Raw genomic sequence first — 18,031 nt, 5'->3', positions numbered from 1 at the left:
AGATTAGAAATCATGAGGTGAATAAACATGAAAAATATAGACATTATTTATTAATTGGGGGAGCTCTTTTAGCATTAACGGCTTGTTCAAATACAAAGTCTTCAACCACGACTCAAACCCCAACTAATAATGGAACAGTTAATGAAACGGGTACTACGCAAGTTAAAGGCGGTGATATGCCAATTGAAGATATCTTAATTCAAGCTCGAAAATCCATTGGAAATGGAATTGTGACAAGTGTTGATTATGAGGTAGGTCACCCAAATTATTATGAAGTTGATATTTATGTTGAAAATCAGAAATATGAACTTCAATTTGATGCGCTAACTGGAGAAATTTTTAAACAAGAACAAACATCAGAAAATCCAACTATTTTAGATGGAGTGAATATTTCGATTGATGAAGCGATCTCAATTGCGGCTGCTCAATCAAATGGTGGGCTTGTTCATTCAATTCATTTACAACCAAAAGAAATTGGTGTTGTTTATGAAGCAACAGCCATTAAAAATAATAAAGAACAAAAAATTGAAATTAGTGCTACTGATGGAAAAGTGATTTCATTTGAAGAAGAAGTGAATGATTAATTTTAAGCAAAAGATGACATTTATCCTCCAATATGAACATATGATGAATTGAATAGGAGAATAGGGAGTAGGGAGATAAATGGATGATGTTAATCGTGCGTATCAAATTCTTGGGGTAACACCCACCATGTCACTAGAAGAAATAGAGGCAGTTTATGATGAACTACTAGAAAAATATGAACATCTTGCAGACGATAATATGTATTATAAAGAAAAGATAGCGGAGTGGACGGATGCTTTTGACTGTATCATTGACCACCGAATCGATATTACAGAACATCCTTCTTATCAAAATCATTCAGATCAAAGATGGTTATCTAGCCTTGTTGTCGTCAAATTAGTTTTTATCGTTATCATTGCCTGTATAGTGATTAAACAAATTGGGTGGTTAGAAATACCTAACCAATCGGTAAGTAATGGCTCAAGTATCTACGAGTTATCGAATAACTTTGAACTTTCTTTGTCTAAATTTAGTGAGTTTACTGATTGGGATTGGGGATATTATGAGGATGGCGACCAATGGACCATTATTTTAGCAATCGAAGTTTCAAAGGCTGATGAAGAGGGAGCGCTCATCAATGCCTATAATTTTCGATTAGAAGAAGACTGCCCTACAACATTAATCACAAAAGATATTTATTCAGATGAAGAGTTAAATCAAGTTCATTATTTAGGAGGCTATAGTGAGCTCGTACCACTTAATCAGAAGTTTGGCGTTGTTTTTAACGTAGCAGCTTTTGAACAAGGTGAAGAACGCATTCTTTACTATTATTATCCCGATGGAAGCAAGCACGAAGTGGGACGTCTAATTTTTGACGTCTTGAATAATAAAGAAGATCAGGGGATTTTTATCTAAATAAAAATAGACAAGTCTAAACTTGTCCATTTTTTTATGTTTTTATATAAGTCCCCATAAGTTTTTCACAACGTAAAAACTAAATCCCTTGCATTAGAGGATTAGGTTTCTTTTGGAAATTGCTAGGTTATCCATTTATTACCAATGGTAGGTGATCCCTGGACTATAGGATGTCTTAGTATTAAAGTTTTTTGATAACTAAGATTGATTTTAGAAAGGTGAAATAAATTTCGGTTTGTATCTAGTTATTTTTGATAAAAAATAATTTCTTTAGAACTTATACAGGATAAAATATCGAATCGAATTATATGAGTACTATTGATTTTGTTCGTTTTCCAATTTTATTTAGGCTTAAGGTTCATAATTATTATTAATCAATACTTGAGCCCCACACAAAATCTTAAAGAGGAATATATCAGGCAATTAATTGATGATGTATCTTATCAACGCGGATATACCCGATTATTTAATAGTTTAGATCATTAATGGTTAATTTCCCTAGTTTGTGCGGTGATACTGTCATTCGTGAGACCTTAGTTTGGATCCCAATTTCCTAATACTTTTTCTTTTTTATAAAATACGGCTTCTTCGGGCGACAATTCTTTAGAGAAATTGACTCGTTGATTAGATTTCGCACCAGGACCAAAATTTTGAAACTCATAAAACTTAATAGAATCATGAGAATCGATTTTTCCCCAGTCATCCCATCCCGCTGCATGGATATGAGGACCTAAATAACAGTTTAAAAATGCCACATGTGCAAATCTCCGCCAAGGTCGCCCTAAAAAGACAGATCCTTTGCGGGCATCGCTGACTAACTCACAGTGATTAAAGACATAACCGTAAGCTTCGTCTTTAGGGGTCGATGCGGCTGTCACATAACTAAGTCCATCTATGGCATTTGAAAAAATTGTACATCTCTCAAAATAGGCCGTTGCTCCACCAAAGATAAAATCAATATCTCCTTGTAAATAACATCGTTCGTAATAATGGCGACCGACTTTTCTTGGAAAATACTCACCAGGTCCAATAAAAGAGCCAGGAATAACTGGAGTAGATGGGAGTGGAGCCGTAAATAAAGTATCTTGATTTCCTAAAAAGCAGCAATCTTTAAAATGAATACAATCCCCATCAACATACAAGGCGATTGCTTGACCTACATCTTTCCCCTTTCCAGACTTGTTTTCAAACGTTAGGTTAGAAAATGTAAGGTGATTCCCATGAATAAACATCGTATAGCTTCTAAATGTTTGTAATAAAGTTCCATCTGCTAATACCTTTTTAGCATAATCATCAAATGTAATCACGGTACTTTCTGCATCTTCACCGATAAAGGTGACATGAGAATGATTCAGATACAGTTTTTCATGATAAACACCTCGTTTAATAAAAATAGTGGTAGGATCTTTTCCTTTTAATGAATCAATGGCGGCTTGAATTGATTGAAAGTCTCCACTACCATCTAACGCTACAATTAGCATTTAGTCATCCCTCTATTCTTTTTTAGTTTATTCGTTTATATTGTAGATATAAGATTAAAAAAGTTATGTCGAAGTATAGTTTATCGTTCAAGAAAAAAATAATAGAAAAACTGGATACTTTTAAATTGCTTTAAATAAACTAGAATAAGAGTGAAAAAAAGGGAGTGATAGGATGGAAATAAAAATTATGAGTCAACAAGAAGCTCAAAATTGGAGCTATGATCAATGGATGGGAGTTGCACTACTTATCTCAATTCTTGGAACTCATTCAAAGATCCCAACTTTTTATAAAAATCCTCGCATTATTGAAAAGATATCCCTAACATTTGATGATATTCAAACCGTTCAAGAGAATCATACTTTACTATCAGAGGAACACTGTTTACAAATTCGTGATTTTGTATTAGAGCATGCGGAAGAAGTAGAGTGTATTGTTATTCATTGCTATACTGGTGTTTCAAGAGCAGCAGCTATTGCCTTCGCGATTTGTCATCTATTAAACTTAGATGATACGTGGATTTGGGTATCGGAGCGTTATTATCCAAATAAATACTGTGTTCATAAATTAAATCGAGTTCTAAATCTAGGGCTGACCGAGCAAGATATTCAATCTCGTTATCAATATAAAGAAAAAAAACATCAGCTAAGCTGATGTTTTTTTCTCTCGACGATATTGTAAGATTAAGATAAGGCAAGCGATTAAAGCCATAACACTCCCAACTAAGAATGGAAGTTTACTACCAAAATCATATAAGAACCCAGCCATTAATGAACCAATGACCATTCCGACTGAACGCGCCGAGTTTTGAATCCCCATAATTTCTCCCGCATTATCTTTCGCATGCTTTGAAATCATACTTTGATAAATTGGCTGAGCAAGCGGCATTACAATAAAGAAAATAACTAAGAAGATTCCCATCACAATTAGATTTGAGCTATACGCCCAAATGAACAAAGATCCTCCGGTAAGGGCAATTACAACGATTAACGTTTTTAGCTCATCGTACTTCGCTGCTAAACGAGGATTAACCAAGAAATTAACTAAAACAGCACAAATTGGAACAATGCTTAAAATTAAACCATTTAATTGTGTTGGTAATTTTAAATCTGATTCAACGAAGTATCCAATAGTTGAATTATAAGACGTTGTTGTAATATTCATGAATGCTACTGTTAAAATAAGAGCACCCAACATAGATTTAAAATCAAGACTCGATTTTTTTAATTTTAAGTGATTTAATGCTAATACTGCTTTTCCTTCTTTTTTCTTTTCTAATGTTTCATTAGTCAAGAAGAACAAAGCAACGGTTATAGCAATACAGGCAGCAAATTGAACGATAAAGCTATATTTATAATTAGTGGCTCCAAGCCAACCTCCGATATTAGAACCAATGGCTGATCCCATCGCTGTCGTTGCAGCTAAGTAGGCTAATGATTTGGCACGATTTTCAGGTGATGACAAATCACTAATACACGCCATCACAACGGCAATATAACTCACACTTAAAACTCCACCTAGTACCCTGAAGGCTGAAATAAGAGCTGCACTTTGACTTAAACCAAAACCAAGTTGAGCTGTTCCGTATCCGAGAACACCAATCATTAAAAATCGTTTACGTCCTTTGTAATCAGATAGACTTCCCCAAATAGGTGAAAAGATATAACTCCCAATTGACATTAATGCAAAAAATAAACCAAACATATATGACGGTAATTCTAATTCATTAATTAAACGAGGTGTCACAGGATGTGCGAAATTGAAAACCGCCATAATTAAAAAGTTAAAAAATAAGAACTTTCTTAAAGACTTTTGTTTCATAAATCCTCCTTATAAAATTGTCACTAGTTATCATTATATAAAATTTAGCAGATAACTACAAACTTTAAAGTTTAAAAAGTCGAATGAAATTCCCTCATTCTTTATCATATCAATCCATCAAATGGCGTATGCTTCTAGTAACAGGCAAATGAACCGGATCAATACACAATCAAACATTTTTGAAAGGGGGAAGTTGCAAATCAAGCGATTTTGCAACGAGACAGATGGGCACAAAAAATAAAAGCTACTATCGCAACTGGTACCAACATTGGAAAGAAGAAGAACAAGAAAAACTAGAACAATCAATGAATGAAGTACGAGCATATCAACACAACATTGAGTCAACACAATATAAAGCAAATCATGATTTGAGTCGGCAATACGGGGGATACACCCAGTCTGTGCATCGAAAATCACAATCACCATACAGTGCCACACGCCGCAAATCGCAAATGGCAGACATCAATCTATCTAATCAAAATCAATTTTCAGATATCTTACGAGGTCTTCTTGTTGGGTTACCGCTCGTCGTTGTTTTACTGACTCTACTTTATGCAGGGGGTGTCATCCCGCAAGAAACTGTCAATCGCTTATTTGGTATGACGACTACAAGTCCAGTCACAGAATACATTGAACAATACGACGAACTTATGGTTTTACATAACAATATCAACAAAAGTTTATCTGAACATATTGGCGCTAACAATATTACACCAACCTATCTTCAAGAATTAAAATCACAGCAACAAAATATCATCAATAAAACACAAGAACTCCTTGCCAATAAAGATGAAAGTTTTAGTGAAATGGGACGCCTATTAAATCTTAAACTTATGAGTTTAGATCAGCTTATCAATCAAGTCACAAGTAGCGAAAGTGTGACAGAAGAAATCACTCAATCATACAATCAATTTGTTAGTGATCAAAATGAAGTTGCAAATCAAATTGTGCTTGCTTTAACAAGTTTATTAGATAACAACAACATTAAGTACACGAAACAAGTTAATGGAAGCATTCAAATTAAATAAAAAATCCATTCAATATTTTATTGAATGGATTTTTTATTGTTTTCACAAAGTTGGGTAAAATATGTTAAAATGGTCATGCTATAACATAGAAACATACGCTTTGGAGGAATATATGAACCGTAGGATTAGTAAAACATTAGGCTTAAGTCAAGAAGCCTACTTATTTGACTCACCACTATACTTAACAAAGTCACTACTCGCTATCGCTACAGGATACATCATCGGAAAACAATTTCCAATTGCTCAGTTAGATATGATTTCAGTTTTACTTGGAGTCATGTACAATTTGGAACCATTAAATAGAACAGGTATCCGTAGTGGGGTCAGTCAACTGATTGCCTCGACGATTGGTGCCGCAGCTACGGGAATCTTAGTGCTAGCATTTGGAGTTAATGTTTTTAGTATTAGTATTGGAATGGTTCTAACACTATACGTCTGCTTAAAAATTAACTGGCGTCTTGTTTCGCCCGTTGCCATCTTTACATCGATTTACATGACTCAATATATACAAGTGAATGAAGCGGGATTACCTAGCATATGGCTAACCTTTCGTTTACGCATCATCGCCCTTGGTTTAGGGGTATTAATTGCGTTATTTTATAACTATATATTTTCAAACCTATACTATCGTAAATTTGCTAAAAAGAGATTGCAATATGCCAATGAACAAGTCCTTAATGGCCTAATATATACAGCGAAAGTATTTCAACGAACATTACCACGTGGAAAAAGAGGCTATATTCAGCTATTCAGTCAACAAATGAATGATTTAGACTTAGTATATTCAAACATTGAGGCCCTTAAAACAGAATTTACTATATTGAAAAAGAAGTCAAACTAAAAGAAGTGAATAAACTACAAGAAATTGCTGAACTTTACCGAGATATTAATCATTTAACGTATGACTTGAACTTTTTATTAGAATCGACACCAGATGTCGTATTAGATAAAGAGTTAGAACTTTCTTTAGAAGAAGTTATTGTCGTATTAGAATCGACAGATTATACGAATTCAATTGTTCCGCCTTTACATGACTTAAAAGTTGAAAAGCACTATCTTGATATAGGAAATCCATTTGCTGAACGTATTCATAAAATCTGTGAAAAAGTAAATCTAGTGGTAGAAAAATTACAACATCTTCAATAAGACATAAAAAGATAATTATTGCCACGTTTGACGATTAGTGATAAACTTAAAAATGGTATTTTAGGCCACCTTAAAAACAGAGTTTTGAGAGCTCTTGAAAATGGATAAAATAAAAGTGTATTGAACATAAATGTCATCTCAGTAACTATTCGTCCATGACGAATGGCTACTTTAAGATAAGGAGAAATAGAAATATGGATTATCAATTAATTGCAACGACCACATTTGGAATCGAAGCTGTTACAGCAAAAGAATTAAGACAACTAGGATATGAAGACTTAAAATTAGAAAATGGTAAAGTTCATTTCGAAGGAGACGAAATGGATATCGCAATTACTAATACATGGTTACGTACTGCTGATCGTGTCTTAATCAAAGTAGCAGAATTTGAAGCAACAACATTCGAAGACTTATTCAATCAAACAGAAGCGATTGATTGGAGTCAATATATCCCGGTGAACGGAAAAATGCACGTTGTTGGGAAATCAATTAAATCAACATTACATAGTGTACCAGATTGTCAGGCTATCGTTAAAAAAGCAGTTGTAAAAAGCATGCAACGTGCTTATAACCAAGATTGGTTCACAGAAGATGGACCAGTTTATAAAATTGAAGTAGCTTTATTAAAAGATGTAGTTACTTTAACAATTGATACAACAGGACCAGGATTACATAAACGTGGATACCGTGAATTTGCTGGTGAAGCACCATTAAAAGAAACATTAGCAGCTTCATTAATTTTATTATCTCGTTGGAAACCAGAACGTTTATTAGTTGATCCATTCTGTGGTTCAGGAACAATCTTAATCGAAGCGGCATTAATCGGAAACAACATTGCACCAGGATTAAAGCGTAACTTCGTTTGTGAAGAGTGGCCTTCAATGGATAAAGAAATCTTTGAACAAGTACGTGACAGTGCACGTAAGGCAATCAAAAACAACTCATTACGCATGTTCGGATACGATATCGATCCTCAAGTTTTACGTACAGCGCGTCAAAATGCTGAAAAGGCAGGAGTAGCAAAATCAATTGAATTCCATCAATTAGATTTCCATAAATTCTCTTCAAACTATAAGTATGCCTACATGATTACAAATCCACCATATGGTGAGCGTATCGGAGAAGAAGATGAAGTCTTCAAATTAAACAAAAAATTAGGAATGATGAAACGTAAATTATCAACATGGGATTTTAATATCTTAACTTCATTCTCTAAATTTGAAAAAGCATTTGGTCGTGAAGCAGATAAAAACCGTAAATTATACAATGGACGTATCTTAACACGCTACTACCAATACTTTGATAATAATTTAAAACAAAAATATGGAGTAGTAATGGCTCAAACAGAGACAACAACAGAAGAATAATTTAAGAAGTGGCCCTTTGACGGTCACTTTTTAAATTTATACTAAAATAAAACTTTAAAAATATGTATATTAAGTTAAAAAAAGGCCATCATATAAGCGATAGTTCCATTACACTTAAAAGCATATCTAACCAAGTGAAGATTTTAAGATATCGATTTTAAATGACGGTAACTAGTTAATATGATTTATATTTTGGAGGTTTTTCAAATATGGCAACAGGAACAGTAAAATGGTTTAATGCTGACAAAGGTTACGGATTCATTACAGTAGATAATGGTGATGAAGTATTTGTACATTTCTCAGAAATTCAAGGAGAAGGATTTAAGACACTAGAAGAAGGACAAAAAGTAGAATTTGAAGTAACACAAGGTAATCGTGGTCCTCAAGCTTCAAATGTTCAAAAATTATAGAATAAAAAGAGTCGACGAACTATCGACTCTTTTTTATTTAAACGTATTACATTGTTATTTAATGAGATAACGTGTTAGAATGAAAAGATAGGAAGGTGAATACAATGAAATCAGTCCATATTAATGATATAAAATCAAATTTAAATTCAATTAACTTAATTGATATTCGAGAAAGTATAGAGTTCTTATCGCTGCCTAAATTAGCACAAGCTACACATATTCCAATGTCTGAATTACTTCAAGCCCCAGAAGATTTTTTAAATAAAGAAACATCGTATTATTTAATCTGTCGATCGGGGGCTCGTACTTTTCGAGTAACAGAGTATCTTGAACATCTAGGTTATGATGTTATTAATGTTGAAGGTGGCATGCTTGAATACTATAGTAAATAAAAAATTCTCTTCTTAAAAGAGAATTTTTTATTTATGGTTATCCTGAGAGTAATAGGCGGTCTAAGTAGGATGTTAACATAATAAAATATATTATGATAATATTTCTAAACTAGGAGAGAGGAGTATTAGAGAGAAAATAGAAAAAAATTTTGAGTTAAAGTGTTTATATAGCCTCATTTAATTTATCGCAGAAGGCTAGTAATGAAAAAAATAAAGGGGGATATCATGATGGAACTAGATATTCTAAGATTCATTCAGAGTTTTCACACACCATTTTTAGATCAATTATTTGAAATGATAACGATACTTGGTGAAAGTTCACTAATTATCTCTATAATTTTAGGAATATATTGGTGTATTGATAAAACAAGTGGAGAGTATGTTGCTTACTCCTTGTTTAGTAGCTTAATGCTGAATAATACAGTCAAAAATATTGTAAAAGCTAAAAGACCAATTGGTGAAGAAGGGATTCGCTCACTTAGAGTTCATACCGCAACAGGATACTCATTTCCAAGTGGTCATTCTCAAGCAGCAGCCTCAACTTACGGAGCACTATATCTTTTATTAAAAAAATATAAGTATTCTATTTTTTTTATCTTAATTATTATATTAGTTGGATTATCTCGACTATATTTAGGAGTACATTATCCAAAAGATGTTGTAGGTGGGATAATTATTGGTAGCTTAATGAGCTATATTACATATAGATTGTTTGTGAAAGTAGAAAATAGAAAATTACTATATTTATTAACGTTATTGGTATTCTTACCTGCTATCTTTAATTCATCTAGTGATTTTGCTAGATCAATAGGAGGATATAGTGGCTTCGTATTGGGGATATGGTTTGAAATGAGGTATGTCAATTTTCAGCTGAGTAGAAGTGTTTTTAGGCGAACCATGTGCTTTATAATAGGAATTAGCTCCCTTCTTAGCATAAAAATGTTATTTAGCTGTTTTATGGTGGAAACTGATTATGCAAAATTTATAAGCAATATGATTATTTCGTTTTATGGTTTTGGTCTGTATCCATATTTGTTTAATAAGGTTAGCCTAAGGAGTAGAATCAATTAATTTTACTCCTATTTATTTTCGAAAAAAGCATTTGACATTATTCGACAAAGATGATAATATAATAAAGCGTTGAACAGCAATAAGAAGAAAAGAAAATAAAGATAAAAAAGTGTTTGACAGAAGTCGACAAAGATGATAAGATAATCAAGTCGCACTAAGGGAACAGGCCCGTTGGTGAAGCGGTTTAACACACATGCCTTTCACGCATGCATACACGGGTTCGAATCCCGTACGGGTCACCATTAAGTGGAGGATTAGCTCAGCTGGGAGAGCATCTGCCTTACAAGCAGAGGGTCGGCGGTTCGAGCCCGTCATCCTCCACCATAAAAATTGGGCTATAGCCAAGCGGTAAGGCAACGGACTTTGACTCCGTCATGCGCTGGTTCGAATCCAGCTAGCCCAGCCAATGATGTCCTGCTAGCTCAGTTGGTAGAGCATCTGACTTTTAATCAGAGGGTCAGAGGTTCGAGTCCTCTGCAGGACACCATTTTTAAGAAATAGGCGCGTGCCTTGAAATGAATGAAATGCCTGGGTGGCGGAACTGGTAGACGCACAGGACTTAAAATCCTGCGGGTGGTGACACCCGTGCCGGTTCGATTCCGGCCCTAGGCACCAACTAAATAGCGCCCATAGCTCAATTGGATAGAGCGTTTGACTACGGATCAAAAGGTTAGGGGTTCGACTCCTCTTGGGCGCGCCATAAAACTCGGGAAGTGGCTCAGCTTGGTAGAGCACCTGGTTTGGGACCAGGGGGTCGCAGGTTCGAATCCTGTCTTCCCGACCATTAAAAACAAATAATAAAAGGCGGAGTAGCTCAACTGGCTAGAGCGTACGGTTCATACCCGTGAGGTTGGGGGTTCGAGTCCCTCCTCCGCTACCAAAGAGAATATGGATAAAATGGAGGAATACCCAAGTCCGGCTGAAGGGATCGGTCTTGAAAACCGACAGGGCGTGAAAGCGTCGCGGGGGTTCGAATCCCTCTTCCTCCGCCATATTAAATTTAAATATAACATCGCGGGGTGGAGCAGTTGGTAGCTCGTCGGGCTCATAACCCGAAGGTCGCAGGTTCAAGTCCTGTCCCCGCAACCAAAAGGTCCAGTGGTGTAGCGGTTAACATGCCTGCCTGTCACGCAGGAGATCGCGGGTTCGATTCCCGTCTGGACCGCCATTTAAAAAAAGGCTTGGTAGCTCAGTCGGTAGAGCAAAGGACTGAAAATCCTTGTGTCGGCGGTTCGATTCCGTCCCAAGCCACCATTCAATAAAGGTCCAGTGGTGTAGCGGTTAACATGCCTGCCTGTCACGCAGGAGATCGCGGGTTCGATTCCCGTCTGGACCGCCATTTTAAAAAGTCCTGCTAGCTCAGTTGGTAGAGCATCTGACTTTTAATCAGAGGGTCAGAGGTTCGAGTCCTCTGCAGGACACCATTTTAAAAAATAGGCGCGTGCCTTGAAATAAATGAAATGCCTGGGTGGCGGAACTGGTAGACGCACAGGACTTAAAATCCTGCGGGTGGTGACACCCGTGCCGGTTCGATTCCGGCCCTAGGCACCAACTAAATAGCGCCCATAGCTCAATTGGATAGAGCGTTTGACTACGGATCAAAAGGTTAGGGGTTCGACTCCTCTTGGGCGCGCCATTAAACATTTAATGGCCCGTTGGTGAAGCGGTTTAACACACATGCCTTTCACGCATGCATACACGGGTTCGAATCCCGTACGGGTCACCATTAAGTGGAGGATTAGCTCAGCTGGGAGAGCATCTGCCTTACAAGCAGAGGGTCGGCGGTTCGAGCCCGTCATCCTCCACCATAATTAAATAAATGCCGGAATAGCTCAATTGGTAGAGCAACTGACTTGTAATCAGTAGGTTGCGGGTTCAAGTCCTGCTTCCGGCACCATTAATTAAATAAGTAGGGGTGTAGTTTAACGGTAGAACAGCGGTCTCCAAAACCGTTAGTGTGGGTTCGATTCCTGCCACCCCTGCCATGGCGATTGTGGCGAAGTGGTTAACGCATCGGATTGTGGCTCCGACATTCGTGGGTTCGATTCCCATCAGTCGCCCCAATATGCGGGTGTAGTTTAATGGTAGAACTTCAGCCTTCCAAGCTGACTGTGAGAGTTCGATTCTCTTCACCCGCTCCAATATGATTATTAACATCCTTCGGGATGTTTTTTTGTTCTGAATATAACGATATGTAAAAAGTCATATACAATAGAAAATTACCCCAATTTTAGAATCTAGTAGCAATGTACTGTTTCAATTTTTTTATAACTAAAGAAAATTGATATGATCACTTTAATACTTTATAGATGAAGAAGGTTACTTTAACTATTTATCTATTAAATTTTTAATTCCTTCTGGTAGAAGTTTAAGAATAGTATTGATTTATTAACTAGTTTTAGAAATGGGGACAGATAGTTATTATGAGATGTTAAATATAAATCAAGTTTACTCAGTATTGTGTTAGCATAATAGAATTTTTTCAAATAAGGGATTATAATTCATGAAATTAGGGTTGTTGACTCCATATCAGATGTGTTCATATAATAGCTTTGAATAATCATGACCCTCAATTTAATAGTGATTAATCCTAATTTCTTTTTTTATTTTAAAATATTGAAATACACCTTTTGATAGTCTGCTTTTTTAGATATGTTACTAGTTGATTAGATAGTAAGGAAGATAGATTGAAAATGAAGATAATGATATTATTATAGATTGTTTATATAAAAAGAATCCTCAGTATAACAGCGTATAATTTCATATAGATCAGGTTTCACTATTTAGTTTGAATTATTTAAGATAATCTTCTTGAAATGAAGATTTATGAGGTTTAGCCCAGCATTATAATAAGATATCATTTATGAAGTTTACTTGATGCTTTTTTTATTTTAACGTATCTAAAAGACGAGGCTTTTTAGAAAATTATTTATTAATCATATTAAATAAATTTCGATTCAAATACATCATTTTGTTGTTTGGATAACGGTAAACATAATACTTTAATTTGGTATAATTATGGTAGTCAGCTCAAATTTAATATACTGTTGGAAAGTAAGGATATTCTTTTACTGATGATAGAACAAATTATTATATAAAAAATAAAAAAAGCCATTGACATAGATAGATGGGCATGATAAACTAATTGAGTGCTGATTTTTAGGATAACAAACCTAAAGATGTCAAAAAAAAATAAAAAAAAGTGTTTGACACAAAATGACAAACGTGGTAAACTAAAGAAGTCGAATTAAGGGAACAGGCCCGTTGGTGAAGCGGTTTAACACACATGCCTTTCACGCATGCATACACGGGTTCGAATCCCGTACGGGTCACCATTAAGTGGAGGATTAGCTCAGCTGGGAGAGCATCTGCCTTACAAGCAGAGGGTCGGCGGTTCGAGCCCGTCATCCTCCACCATAATTAAATAAATGCCGGAATAGCTCAATTGGTAGAGCAACTGACTTGTAATCAGTAGGTTGCGGGTTCAAGTCCTGCTTCCGGCACCAGCTGGTGGGGTAGCGAAGTGGCTAAACGCGGCGGACTGTAAATCCGCTCTCTCCGAGTTCGGCGGTTCGAATCCGTCCCCCACCACCACTTTAATCATGGGCTATAGCCAAGCGGTAAGGCAACGGACTTTGACTCCGTCATGCGCTGGTTCGAATCCAGCTAGCCCAGCCAATGATGTCCTGCTAGCTCAGTTGGTAGAGCATCTGACTTTTAATCAGAGGGTCAGAGGTTCGAGTCCTCTGCAGGACACCATTTTCAAAAAATAGGCGCGTGCCTTGAAATAAACGAAATGCCTGGGTGGCGGAACTGGTAGACGCACAGGACTTAAAATCCTGCGGGTGGTGACACCCGTGCCGGTTCGATTCCGGCCCTAGGCACCAATTAAATAGTCTAGTGATGATGGCAAGGAGGTCACACCTGTTCCCATACCGAACACAGAAGTTAAGCTCCTTAGCGCCGAGGGTAGTACGCAAGTGCGAGAGTAGGACGTCGCTAGGCAAAAATGCCTCAATAGCTCAGTTGGTTAGAGCACTTGACTGTTAATCAAGGGGTCCTAGGTTCGAGTCCTAGTTGGGGCGCCATAAAACTCGGGAAGTGGCTCAGCTTGGTAGAGCACCTGGTTTGGGACCAGGGGGTCGCAGGTTCGAATCCTGTCTTCCCGACCATTAAATAAATACCCATGGGGACTTAGCTCAGCTGGGAGAGCGCCTGCCTTGCACGCAGGAGGTCAGGGGTTCGATCCCCCTAGTCTCCACCAATTAAATATTAGCAAATACAATAAATGGCGGAGTAGCTCAACTGGCTAGAGCGTACGGTTCATACCCGTGAGGTTGGGGGTTCGAGTCCCTCCTCCGCTACCAAAGAGAATATGGATAAAATGGAGGAATACCCAAGTCCGGCTGAAGGGATCGGTCTTGAAAACCGACAGGGCGTGAAAGCGTCGCGGGGGTTCGAATCCCTCTTCCTCCGCCATATTAAATTTAAATATAACATCGCGGGGTGGAGCAGTTGGTAGCTCGTCGGGCTCATAACCCGAAGGTCGCAGGTTCAAGTCCTGTCCCCGCAACCAAAAGGTCCAGTGGTGTAGCGGTTAACATGCCTGCCTGTCACGCAGGAGATCGCGGGTTCGATTCCCGTCTGGACCGCCATTTTAAAAAAGGCTTGGTAGCTCAGTCGGTAGAGCAAAGGACTGAAAATCCTTGTGTCGGCGGTTCGATTCCGTCCCAAGCCACCATTAAGTGGAGGATTAGCTCAGCTGGGAGAGCATCTGCCTTACAAGCAGAGGGTCGGCGGTTCGAGCCCGTCATCCTCCACCATAATTAAATAAATGCCGGAATAGCTCAATTGGTAGAGCAACTGACTTGTAATCAGTAGGTTGCGGGTTCAAGTCCTGCTTCCGGCACCAGCTGGTGGGGTAGCGAAGTGGCTAAACGCGGCGGACTGTAAATCCGCTCTCTCCGAGTTCGGCGGTTCGAATCCGTCCCCCACCACCACTTTAATCATGGGCTATAGCCAAGCGGTAAGGCAACGGACTTTGACTCCGTCATGCGCTGGTTCGAATCCAGCTAGCCCAGCCAATGATGTCCTGCTAGCTCAGTTGGTAGAGCATCTGACTTTTAATCAGAGGGTCAGAGGTTCGAGTCCTCTGCAGGACACCATTTTCAAAAAATAGGCGCGTGCCTTGAAATAAACGAAATGCCTGGGTGGCGGAACTGGTAGACGCACAGGACTTAAAATCCTGCGGGTGGTGACACCCGTGCCGGTTCGATTCCGGCCCTAGGCACCAATTAAATAGTCTAGTGATGATGGCAAGGAGGTCACACCTGTTCCCATACCGAACACAGAAGTTAAGCTCCTTAGCGCCGAGGGTAGTACGCAAGTGCGAGAGTAGGACGTCGCTAGGCAAAAATGCCTCAATAGCTCAGTTGGTTAGAGCACTTGACTGTTAATCAAGGGGTCCTAGGTTCGAGTCCTAGTTGGGGCGCCATTAATTACTTAATGGCCCGTTGGTGAAGCGGTTTAACACACATGCCTTTCACGCATGCATACACGGGTTCGAATCCCGTACGGGTCACCATTAAGTGGAGGATTAGCTCAGCTGGGAGAGCATCTGCCTTACAAGCAGAGGGTCGGCGGTTCGAGCCCGTCATCCTCCACCATATCAAACAAATGCCGGAATAGCTCAATTGGTAGAGCAACTGACTTGTAATCAGTAGGTTGCGGGTTCAAGTCCTGCTTCCGGCACCATTAATTAAATAATTAGGGGTGTAGTTTAACGGTAGAACAGCGGTCTCCAAAACCGTTAGTGTGGGTTCGATTCCTGCCACCCCTGCCATGGCGATTGTGGCGAAGTGGTTAACGCATCGGATTGTGGCTCCGACATTCGTGGGTTCGATTCCCATCAGTCGCCCCAATACGCGGGTGTAGTTTAATGGTAGAACTTCAGCCTTCCAAGCTGACTGTGAGAGTTCGATTCTCTTCACCCGCTCCAATATGATTATTAACATCCTTCGGGGTGTTTTTTTTGCTACATTTCATATGGATAGATTATAAGCTATGATGAAATTTTCTAACCTAAGGAGGTTTATTATGAAAGTCATTATTGTAGGTGGTGTTGCTGCAGGAATGAGTGCAGCAGCTAAATTAAAACGTGCTAATAAAGAAGCACAAATCACAGTATATGAAAAGTCTAGACATGTTTCTTTTGGTGCATGTGGTTTACCGTATTTTGTTGGAAACTTCTTTGAAGATTCACAAAAGATGATTGCTAGAACGGTTGAACAATTTAATGCATCTGGAATTACAGTTAATATTGAACATGAAGTACTTAATGTGGATACCGATAATAAATGTATCACGGTTAAAAATTTATTAACTGGTGAGACATTCACAGATACATATGATAAGTTAATGATTGCTACTGGTGCTAGTGCCATTATTCCTCCAATCAAAAATGTCGATTTAAAACATGTGTATACGTTAAAGAGCATGGAGGATGGAGAAGCTTTAAAACATGCTATGCAAAATGAGGCATTAAAACGTGTAGCAATTGTTGGAGCGGGGTTTATTGGATTAGAAGTAGTCGAAGCTGCTAAACAATACAGAAAAGAGGTTCATGTTTTCCAATTAAATGATCGTGTTTTAGTGGATACATTTGATAAAGAAATTACAGATTTATTAGAAGAAGAGTTACGTGCACATGATGTTCACTTACATTTATCACAAACGGTTACTGAGTTAGTCGGAGATGAGGCAGTCACTCAAATTAAAACAAATGATGAAACATTTGACGTTGATATTGTTGTTTTAACGGCTGGTGTTCGTCCAAATACTAGCTTCTTAAAAGGTACTGGAATTGAGATGTTACGTAATGGTGCTTTAGTCATTGATCATGAAGGTCGTACTTCTATTGAAGATATTTATGCTGCGGGTGATTGTGCAAGTATTAATCATATTTTAAAATCTGAACCTGCATATATTCCTTTAGCCACTGTCGCAAATAAGATGGGACGTATTATTGGTGAAAACTTAGCAGGTGCTCATCATACGTTCAACGGATCTTTAGCTTCAGCTTGTTTAAAAGTTATGAATTTAGAGGCTGGGCGTACAGGATTATCTGAACAAGAAGCGATTAATCTAGGAATTAATTATAAAACTGTATTCATTACAGATATGAATCAAACGTCTTATTATCCAGGGCAATCAAAAATTAATGTTAAATTAATTTATAATGCTGACACAAAAGTTATCTTAGGTGGACAAATTGTTGGGCGTAAAGATGCTGTTCAACGTGTTAACGTTTTAGCTACAGCTATTTTTGCTGGTTTAACCACTGATCAATTAGCGATGTTAGATTTATGCTATGCACCACCATTCGCAAGAACATGGGATGTTTTAAATATTGCAGGTAGCGTGGCAAAATAATTTAAAAGGGGTGATTCGTGAGAACGCCCCTTTTTTGTGTCGTTTTTTAGTCTTTTTAATATAATAGTTAGTAGGAGGAGGGATTATTATGGAAAAGAATAATATTACTCCTATTAGTTGTTATGGTGATTCTTTAGTTTATGAAGAACTTAATAAGGAAGAGTTAAAGGAAGCTGGCGTTGTGATTGATTATGTGGGTGATGAGGTTGTAGATTGTGATATATATAAAGATTATGATAATAAGAAACGTAGATGGTGGTTTAAGTATTTAATGTTTCTTTTTCTAGTTCTTTCTTTTTTAATGATTGTTGTGATAGGAAGTATACGTCTTTCAACGAAGGATCATGATTTTATGGAACAGCTACAAGGGGTATATATGGTAAATGAAGGTTCTAAAAATGGTGTCTAGTCTTTGACTGGTCACCTTTTTTAGATTTTGTCGGAAT

At 37.6% G+C, this 18,031-nt stretch carries 14 protein-coding genes, 50 tRNA genes and 2 rRNA genes; 64 read left to right on the top strand and 2 right to left on the bottom strand.

Annotated features, from left to right (window positions below):
• The first annotated feature begins 17 nt into the window (after window positions 1-17).
• Both AT726_RS02495 and AT726_RS02490 read left to right on the top strand, forming a co-directional pair.
• A complete protein-coding gene (locus AT726_RS02495; RefSeq protein WP_068758938.1) occupies window positions 18-584 on the top strand; it encodes a PepSY domain-containing protein in 567 nt (188 codons plus the stop codon).
• 79 nt (window positions 585-663) lie between these two features.
• Window positions 664-1,440, top strand: a complete 777-nt coding sequence (locus tag AT726_RS02490; RefSeq protein ID WP_068758937.1) for a hypothetical protein — start codon at window positions 664-666, stop codon at window positions 1,438-1,440.
• Between the two features lie 533 nt (window positions 1,441-1,973).
• On the opposite strand, the gene AT726_RS02485 is transcribed toward AT726_RS02490, so the two are convergent.
• Window positions 1,974-2,921, bottom strand: coding sequence for a pectinesterase family protein (locus AT726_RS02485; protein ID WP_055242535.1), 948 nt, complete (start codon window positions 2,919-2,921; stop codon window positions 1,974-1,976).
• 172 nt (window positions 2,922-3,093) lie between these two features.
• Between AT726_RS02485 and AT726_RS02480 the strand changes: the two genes are divergently transcribed.
• Window positions 3,094-3,573, top strand: a complete 480-nt coding sequence (locus tag AT726_RS02480; protein WP_055242534.1) for a hypothetical protein — start codon at window positions 3,094-3,096, stop codon at window positions 3,571-3,573.
• Here the strand turns inward: AT726_RS02480 and AT726_RS02475 are convergent.
• Window positions 3,565-4,740, bottom strand: a complete 1,176-nt coding sequence (locus AT726_RS02475) for an MFS transporter (RefSeq protein ID WP_068758936.1) — start codon at window positions 4,738-4,740, stop codon at window positions 3,565-3,567. The genes AT726_RS02480 and AT726_RS02475 overlap by 9 nt on opposite strands.
• Window positions 4,741-4,964: 224 nt before the next feature.
• Here AT726_RS02475 and AT726_RS02470 point away from each other — a divergent pair, with 224 nt between their 5' ends.
• The 61 genes from AT726_RS02470 (at window position 4,965) to AT726_RS02170 (ending at window position 17,994) form a co-directional block, all read left to right on the top strand.
• The gene (locus AT726_RS02470) at window positions 4,965-5,768 is read left to right on the top strand and encodes a hypothetical protein (protein WP_055242532.1); all 804 of its coding nucleotides are present in this window, start codon (window positions 4,965-4,967) and stop codon (window positions 5,766-5,768) included.
• Between the two features lie 112 nt (window positions 5,769-5,880).
• A complete protein-coding gene (locus tag AT726_RS02465) occupies window positions 5,881-6,609 on the top strand; it encodes an aromatic acid exporter family protein (RefSeq protein WP_068758935.1) in 729 nt (242 codons plus the stop codon).
• 5 nt (window positions 6,610-6,614) lie between these two features.
• Window positions 6,615-6,914, top strand: coding sequence for a hypothetical protein (locus tag AT726_RS02460; protein WP_068758934.1), 300 nt, complete (start codon window positions 6,615-6,617; stop codon window positions 6,912-6,914).
• Window positions 6,915-7,108: 194 nt separating this feature from the next.
• Window positions 7,109-8,281 (top strand): THUMP domain-containing class I SAM-dependent RNA methyltransferase, encoded by a 1,173-nt coding sequence (locus tag AT726_RS02455; protein ID WP_068758933.1) that lies wholly within the window; start codon window positions 7,109-7,111, stop codon window positions 8,279-8,281.
• Window positions 8,282-8,490: 209 nt separating this feature from the next.
• Window positions 8,491-8,691, top strand: a complete 201-nt coding sequence (locus AT726_RS02450) for a cold-shock protein (RefSeq protein ID WP_055242528.1) — start codon at window positions 8,491-8,493, stop codon at window positions 8,689-8,691.
• Between the two features lie 104 nt (window positions 8,692-8,795).
• Entirely contained in the window at window positions 8,796-9,083 is a 288-nt protein-coding gene (locus AT726_RS02445; protein WP_055276408.1) for a rhodanese-like domain-containing protein, read from the top strand.
• Window positions 9,084-9,311: 228 nt separating this feature from the next.
• On the top strand, window positions 9,312-10,154 hold the full coding sequence (locus AT726_RS02440; protein WP_237252671.1) for a phosphatase PAP2 family protein: 843 nt from the start codon (window positions 9,312-9,314) through the stop codon (window positions 10,152-10,154).
• A 165-nt stretch (window positions 10,155-10,319) separates the two neighbouring features.
• A tRNA-Glu gene (locus AT726_RS02435) sits at window positions 10,320-10,396 on the top strand.
• Window positions 10,397-10,402: 6 nt separating this feature from the next.
• Window positions 10,403-10,478, top strand: a tRNA-Val gene (locus AT726_RS02430).
• Window positions 10,479-10,485: 7 nt separating this feature from the next.
• Window positions 10,486-10,560 (top strand) — tRNA-Gln (locus tag AT726_RS02425).
• 5 nt (window positions 10,561-10,565) lie between these two features.
• A tRNA-Lys gene (locus AT726_RS02420) sits at window positions 10,566-10,641 on the top strand.
• A 39-nt stretch (window positions 10,642-10,680) separates the two neighbouring features.
• Window positions 10,681-10,769 (top strand) — tRNA-Leu (locus AT726_RS02415).
• Between the two features lie 8 nt (window positions 10,770-10,777).
• Window positions 10,778-10,854 (top strand) — tRNA-Arg (locus tag AT726_RS02410).
• Window positions 10,855-10,861: 7 nt separating this feature from the next.
• Window positions 10,862-10,938, top strand: a tRNA-Pro gene (locus tag AT726_RS02405).
• A 19-nt stretch (window positions 10,939-10,957) separates the two neighbouring features.
• Window positions 10,958-11,034: transfer RNA gene (locus tag AT726_RS02400), tRNA-Met, on the top strand.
• Between the two features lie 19 nt (window positions 11,035-11,053).
• A tRNA-Ser gene (locus tag AT726_RS02395) sits at window positions 11,054-11,146 on the top strand.
• Between the two features lie 21 nt (window positions 11,147-11,167).
• Window positions 11,168-11,243 (top strand) — tRNA-Met (locus AT726_RS02390).
• A 3-nt stretch (window positions 11,244-11,246) separates the two neighbouring features.
• A tRNA-Asp gene (locus AT726_RS02385) sits at window positions 11,247-11,322 on the top strand.
• A 10-nt stretch (window positions 11,323-11,332) separates the two neighbouring features.
• Window positions 11,333-11,408: transfer RNA gene (locus tag AT726_RS02380), tRNA-Phe, on the top strand.
• 9 nt (window positions 11,409-11,417) lie between these two features.
• A tRNA-Asp gene (locus AT726_RS02375) sits at window positions 11,418-11,493 on the top strand.
• A 9-nt stretch (window positions 11,494-11,502) separates the two neighbouring features.
• A tRNA-Lys gene (locus tag AT726_RS02370) sits at window positions 11,503-11,578 on the top strand.
• Between the two features lie 38 nt (window positions 11,579-11,616).
• Window positions 11,617-11,705: transfer RNA gene (locus tag AT726_RS02365), tRNA-Leu, on the top strand.
• Window positions 11,706-11,713: 8 nt separating this feature from the next.
• Window positions 11,714-11,790, top strand: a tRNA-Arg gene (locus AT726_RS02360).
• A gap of 13 nt (window positions 11,791-11,803) precedes the next feature.
• A tRNA-Glu gene (locus AT726_RS02355) sits at window positions 11,804-11,880 on the top strand.
• 6 nt (window positions 11,881-11,886) lie between these two features.
• Window positions 11,887-11,962 (top strand) — tRNA-Val (locus tag AT726_RS02350).
• Window positions 11,963-11,975: 13 nt separating this feature from the next.
• Window positions 11,976-12,051: transfer RNA gene (locus AT726_RS02345), tRNA-Thr, on the top strand.
• A 14-nt stretch (window positions 12,052-12,065) separates the two neighbouring features.
• Window positions 12,066-12,139: transfer RNA gene (locus AT726_RS02340), tRNA-Trp, on the top strand.
• A 2-nt stretch (window positions 12,140-12,141) separates the two neighbouring features.
• Window positions 12,142-12,217: transfer RNA gene (locus AT726_RS02335), tRNA-His, on the top strand.
• Window positions 12,218-12,221: 4 nt separating this feature from the next.
• Window positions 12,222-12,295 (top strand) — tRNA-Gly (locus AT726_RS02330).
• 1,117 nt (window positions 12,296-13,412) lie between these two features.
• A tRNA-Glu gene (locus AT726_RS02325) sits at window positions 13,413-13,489 on the top strand.
• Window positions 13,490-13,495: 6 nt separating this feature from the next.
• Window positions 13,496-13,571 (top strand) — tRNA-Val (locus AT726_RS02320).
• Window positions 13,572-13,584: 13 nt separating this feature from the next.
• Window positions 13,585-13,660 (top strand) — tRNA-Thr (locus tag AT726_RS02315).
• A gap of 3 nt (window positions 13,661-13,663) precedes the next feature.
• A tRNA-Tyr gene (locus AT726_RS02310) sits at window positions 13,664-13,748 on the top strand.
• Between the two features lie 9 nt (window positions 13,749-13,757).
• Window positions 13,758-13,832 (top strand) — tRNA-Gln (locus AT726_RS02305).
• Between the two features lie 5 nt (window positions 13,833-13,837).
• Window positions 13,838-13,913: transfer RNA gene (locus AT726_RS02300), tRNA-Lys, on the top strand.
• A 39-nt stretch (window positions 13,914-13,952) separates the two neighbouring features.
• Window positions 13,953-14,041, top strand: a tRNA-Leu gene (locus tag AT726_RS02295).
• A 9-nt stretch (window positions 14,042-14,050) separates the two neighbouring features.
• Window positions 14,051-14,159 (top strand): 5S ribosomal RNA (gene rrf, locus AT726_RS02290).
• A 6-nt stretch (window positions 14,160-14,165) separates the two neighbouring features.
• A tRNA-Asn gene (locus AT726_RS02285) sits at window positions 14,166-14,242 on the top strand.
• 7 nt (window positions 14,243-14,249) lie between these two features.
• Window positions 14,250-14,326: transfer RNA gene (locus tag AT726_RS02280), tRNA-Pro, on the top strand.
• A gap of 16 nt (window positions 14,327-14,342) precedes the next feature.
• Window positions 14,343-14,418, top strand: a tRNA-Ala gene (locus tag AT726_RS02275).
• Window positions 14,419-14,444: 26 nt separating this feature from the next.
• A tRNA-Met gene (locus AT726_RS02270) sits at window positions 14,445-14,521 on the top strand.
• A 19-nt stretch (window positions 14,522-14,540) separates the two neighbouring features.
• Window positions 14,541-14,633, top strand: a tRNA-Ser gene (locus AT726_RS02265).
• 21 nt (window positions 14,634-14,654) lie between these two features.
• Window positions 14,655-14,730 (top strand) — tRNA-Met (locus AT726_RS02260).
• 3 nt (window positions 14,731-14,733) lie between these two features.
• Window positions 14,734-14,809, top strand: a tRNA-Asp gene (locus AT726_RS02255).
• A gap of 10 nt (window positions 14,810-14,819) precedes the next feature.
• Window positions 14,820-14,895, top strand: a tRNA-Phe gene (locus AT726_RS02250).
• A gap of 6 nt (window positions 14,896-14,901) precedes the next feature.
• A tRNA-Val gene (locus AT726_RS02245) sits at window positions 14,902-14,977 on the top strand.
• A gap of 13 nt (window positions 14,978-14,990) precedes the next feature.
• A tRNA-Thr gene (locus tag AT726_RS02240) sits at window positions 14,991-15,066 on the top strand.
• 3 nt (window positions 15,067-15,069) lie between these two features.
• Window positions 15,070-15,154, top strand: a tRNA-Tyr gene (locus tag AT726_RS02235).
• 9 nt (window positions 15,155-15,163) lie between these two features.
• Window positions 15,164-15,238, top strand: a tRNA-Gln gene (locus AT726_RS02230).
• Between the two features lie 5 nt (window positions 15,239-15,243).
• Window positions 15,244-15,319: transfer RNA gene (locus tag AT726_RS02225), tRNA-Lys, on the top strand.
• Window positions 15,320-15,358: 39 nt separating this feature from the next.
• Window positions 15,359-15,447 (top strand) — tRNA-Leu (locus tag AT726_RS02220).
• 9 nt (window positions 15,448-15,456) lie between these two features.
• A 5S ribosomal RNA gene (gene rrf / locus AT726_RS02215) occupies window positions 15,457-15,565 on the top strand.
• Between the two features lie 6 nt (window positions 15,566-15,571).
• A tRNA-Asn gene (locus AT726_RS02210) sits at window positions 15,572-15,648 on the top strand.
• Between the two features lie 13 nt (window positions 15,649-15,661).
• Window positions 15,662-15,738, top strand: a tRNA-Glu gene (locus AT726_RS02205).
• A 6-nt stretch (window positions 15,739-15,744) separates the two neighbouring features.
• A tRNA-Val gene (locus AT726_RS02200) sits at window positions 15,745-15,820 on the top strand.
• 12 nt (window positions 15,821-15,832) lie between these two features.
• Window positions 15,833-15,908, top strand: a tRNA-Thr gene (locus tag AT726_RS02195).
• 14 nt (window positions 15,909-15,922) lie between these two features.
• Window positions 15,923-15,996 (top strand) — tRNA-Trp (locus AT726_RS02190).
• Between the two features lie 2 nt (window positions 15,997-15,998).
• Window positions 15,999-16,074, top strand: a tRNA-His gene (locus AT726_RS02185).
• 4 nt (window positions 16,075-16,078) lie between these two features.
• Window positions 16,079-16,152, top strand: a tRNA-Gly gene (locus AT726_RS02180).
• Window positions 16,153-16,250: 98 nt separating this feature from the next.
• Window positions 16,251-17,585, top strand: a complete 1,335-nt coding sequence (locus AT726_RS02175; RefSeq protein WP_068758932.1) for a CoA-disulfide reductase — start codon at window positions 16,251-16,253, stop codon at window positions 17,583-17,585.
• Between the two features lie 88 nt (window positions 17,586-17,673).
• A complete protein-coding gene (locus tag AT726_RS02170) occupies window positions 17,674-17,994 on the top strand; it encodes a hypothetical protein (RefSeq protein WP_068758931.1) in 321 nt (106 codons plus the stop codon).
• Window positions 17,995-18,031: the final 37 nt, after the last annotated feature.

It is taken from the genome of Turicibacter sp. H121 (assembly GCF_001543345.1).
GTDB lineage: Bacteria > Bacillota_I > Bacilli_A > MOL361 > Turicibacteraceae > Turicibacter > Turicibacter bilis.
This window is presented reverse-complemented; position numbering and strand designations above follow the sequence as displayed.